Here is a 3,338-nt window from a genome sequence, read left to right on the forward strand (position 1 = left end):
GTGGCATCGGGGAAAAAAAACTCGTTGCGGACGTTGCGATCGCTGGGGTAGCCCTCGTTCCCCCTAATGAGGGCGAGTAATCTTAAGAATTTTATAAAAGTTTGTGGGTGGGGTGTTGGGTGTGGGGTGTGGGGTGTGGGGTGTGGGGTGTGGGGAGAATAAATAAAGGCAATCTCCCGACTCCCGACTCCTGAATACTGGCTCCTGAATACTGGCTCGGAGTCTCTTGCCCTTACCTAGCGGTTCAGGGGGTATTGTGTAAAAATAAGAAAAGATCGGTTTTTTTTTACTAAACCTATGGCCACTTCTTCCATTGCCGTTAGAGAATTACCTCTCTTTCCCCTACCCGAAGTTGTTTTATTCCCGGGTCGTCCTCTGCCCCTGCACATCTTCGAGTTTCGCTATCGGATTATGATGAATACGATATTGGAAGAAGATCGCCGTTTTGGGGTCTTAATGGTAGATCCAGCCACGGGAGAAATCGCTAAAGTCGGCAGTTGTGCGGAAGTTGTCCGTTGTCAACGTCTCCCGGATGATCGCTTAAAAATTCTCACCATCGGTCAACAGCGTTTCCGTGTCCTAGAATACGTCCGGGAAAAACCCTATCGCGTCGGTTTGGTGGAGTGGATTGAAGATGTCCCCACCACCCAAGATCTGCGACCTCTGGCCAAAGAAGTGGATCGACTGCTGCGGGATGTGGTTCATCTATCAGCCAAATTAACCGCTCAAAAAATTGAACTCCCCGACGATTTGCCTAGTCTTCCCCTGGAATTATCCTACTGGGTGGCGGGTAATCTCTACGGTGTGGCCGGGGAACAACAAGCTTTATTAGAAATGCTCGATACAGTCAGTCGTCTCCAACGAGAATCGGAAATTCTCACCTCAACCCGCAATCATCTGGCCGCTCGCACGGCTCTTAAAGATGCTTTAAATTAATAATCTGTAGGTTTTTCAGCTGCGGGAGAGGGAAATGGGGGACATGAGCAGAAAACGGGTTTCTCCGAGAAACCCGTTTTCTGTGCGTTACTCAACGGATTTAGTATTATTTCAGTGAACAGTGAACAGTAATCAGTAATCGGTGAACTGATAACTGACCCACTGATAACTGATAACTGACCCACTGATAACTGTTAATCTGGGGATTACCTAATGTTTACCTTGATACAGTAGAGTGGGGTTAAAATTGTTAGCCCCTCACCTAGGAGAACTTTGATCATGTTGCTGACCTATAATCCCAACTCCTCACCCTTCCGAGAAGACTATAGCGAGAGTCGTCGGCTCCATTTTTATGATCGCGGGGAAAATATTCCTCTGGTGGTTGATGGAGTCTGGCAAGTTTATCGGGGTATGGCGCAACTAAGTCAAGTATCTGAGAGTGGGGAGGAAATTTTACTAGGCTGGGTTCATTCATCCCACTTTTTTGGCTTAAATTTGACCCATCTGGAATCCTATCACGCCAGAGCCTTGTCGGAACTGTACCTAAAGTGGTACACGATCGCCGAAGTGGAAAATTCGGCGGAATTAACCAGGATGATGTTAAATCAAATGATCCGTCGTCAACAACAAACGGAATCCCTACTTGCGATCGCAGGAATCAAACGAGTGGAGGAACGTCTCCAGCAGTTACTACAGCTATTAAAGCGGGAAATGGGAGAACCAATCGCCCAAGGCAGTCGTTTAAAGATCCGTTTAACCCATCAAAATCTCGCCAATGCTATCGGTACTACAAGGGTAACGGTGACGCGTTTATTAGGCGAATTTCAGCGTCAGGGAGCGGTGAGCAGCGATTGCGATCGCCATTTAATCATTCACGATTAACTCAGTCCTGATGAAAAAATTTTCACCCCCACAGATGAAAGAGGTTTCTTTCCCTACACCCCACACCCTCTTTCAAGTCAGACAATTTTATTCAGACCCAGCCATAATAGAATCCCCGCGCAAGTCCACTAATTGCCAAGCTAATTTAGCAGCCCCCACCATGCCGGCGCCATTACCTAACTCGGCCGTTAATACCTCTAATCCTTCTCTGGAACTAGGTAAAACCCGTCTTTCGATTTCTGTGAGGAGAGAGGGAAAGAAAAACTTAGCACTGGCGCTAATACCGCCGCCGATAATTACCGCCTCTGGGGTGAGAACATAGAGTAAACTGGCGATACCAGCCCCCAGTAAACAACCGTAACCCTGCCAGAATTGTAAAGCCCCTTGATCGCCTTTTTCGGCCAATTCCGCCAATTGCTTCGGTTCTTTGCCGGTCATCCGGCGAATAGCTTGCAGGGAGACGTATTGTTCTAAGGAACCCTGATTACCGCTATTGCACAATGGACCGTCAAAATTGAGGGTTATTAAACCTAATTCTGCGGCCGTTCCCTTGCTGCCGACAAATAAGTTACCATCGAGGATAATTGCCCCTCCTACTCCCGTCCCCAAGGTTAACAGGATCAAGTTTTGAAAGCGTTTGCCCGCTCCTAACCAAGCTTCCCCTAAACCGGCACAATTGGCATCATTGGCTAAAATTGTCGGCATTCCCGTGCTTTCCTCTAACCAATCGGCGAGGGGAATATCCCGCCATCCTGCCAAATTAATCGCTATTTTGACAATTCTTCCCTGAGCATCCGCCGGACCTGGCGTTCCCACACCGAGCGCTTGACAACTTTTATCTAAATTTACTTGACAAATGCCTTGATGTATGGTATGGGCGACTTCTTTGGGTGTAGCGGGTTGGGGAGTGGGTAAGGTGAGAGATTCGAGACAATTGCCCTCTTGGTCAAATTTACCAATTTTAATAGCGGTTCCACCTAAATCGACACCTATGACTGTTTTCACCATCGGGCTTTCCTTGTTACTCTGGGAATAGCTAAGTAGGGAGGCATAATTATTTGTAGGATGGGTTAGCGGTAGCGTAACATAATCGTAGGTTGGGTTTCATGCTTCAACCCAACCTACGTTCATCTTATATTTAATTCCACCCACCCACTTAGGTTTATTATCACTCTTTTTGGCGGTTTTTTTCGCAGTTAGATGTGATCGAGAGGATAATTCGGCTAAACCGGCAAAACTAGCTGATTGATTAGCCCCAAATTTCTCCTATACTTTGGACACCGGCAGCTTAACTCCTGATTTTTACCCATTTTTAAGTAGGTAGGCGTTAAAAATTATCAGATGCCCCCCTTATTAAGGGGGGATTAAGGGGGGATCGGCACCCCCCTTATCAAGGGTAGCTCCCCCCGCCTATCGGCACCCCCCTTATCAAGGGTAGCTCCCCCCGCCTATCGGCACCCCCCTTATCAAGGGGGGCAGGGGGGATCGAACCTAAAATCCATTTTTAATTTAATTATAAC

At 47.4% G+C, this 3,338-nt stretch carries 3 protein-coding genes; 2 read left to right on the forward strand and 1 reads right to left on the reverse strand.

From position 1 onward, the window contains the following. Positions 1-297: 297 nt before the first annotated feature. Both O9290_RS07775 and O9290_RS07780 read left to right on the forward strand, forming a co-directional pair. On the forward strand, positions 298-936 hold the full coding sequence (locus O9290_RS07775) for an LON peptidase substrate-binding domain-containing protein (RefSeq protein WP_002739408.1): 639 nt from the start codon (positions 298-300) through the stop codon (positions 934-936). A gap of 279 nt (positions 937-1,215) precedes the next feature. Further along, positions 1,216-1,818 carry a Crp/Fnr family transcriptional regulator gene (locus tag O9290_RS07780; RefSeq protein ID WP_288058498.1) on the forward strand — a complete coding sequence of 201 codons (603 nt, stop codon included), beginning with the start codon at positions 1,216-1,218 and terminating at the stop codon, positions 1,816-1,818. An 87-nt stretch (positions 1,819-1,905) separates the two neighbouring features. On the opposite strand, the gene O9290_RS07785 is transcribed toward O9290_RS07780, so the two are convergent. Beyond that, positions 1,906-2,826: an ROK family protein gene (locus O9290_RS07785; protein ID WP_288058496.1), complete on the reverse strand. Its 921-nt coding sequence runs from the start codon at positions 2,824-2,826 to the stop codon at positions 1,906-1,908. Positions 2,827-3,338 lie beyond the last annotated feature (512 nt).

Origin of the sequence: Microcystis sp. LE19-41.2A, from assembly GCF_027530405.1 — a bacterium.
GTDB lineage: Bacteria > Cyanobacteriota > Cyanobacteriia > Cyanobacteriales > Microcystaceae > Microcystis > Microcystis aeruginosa.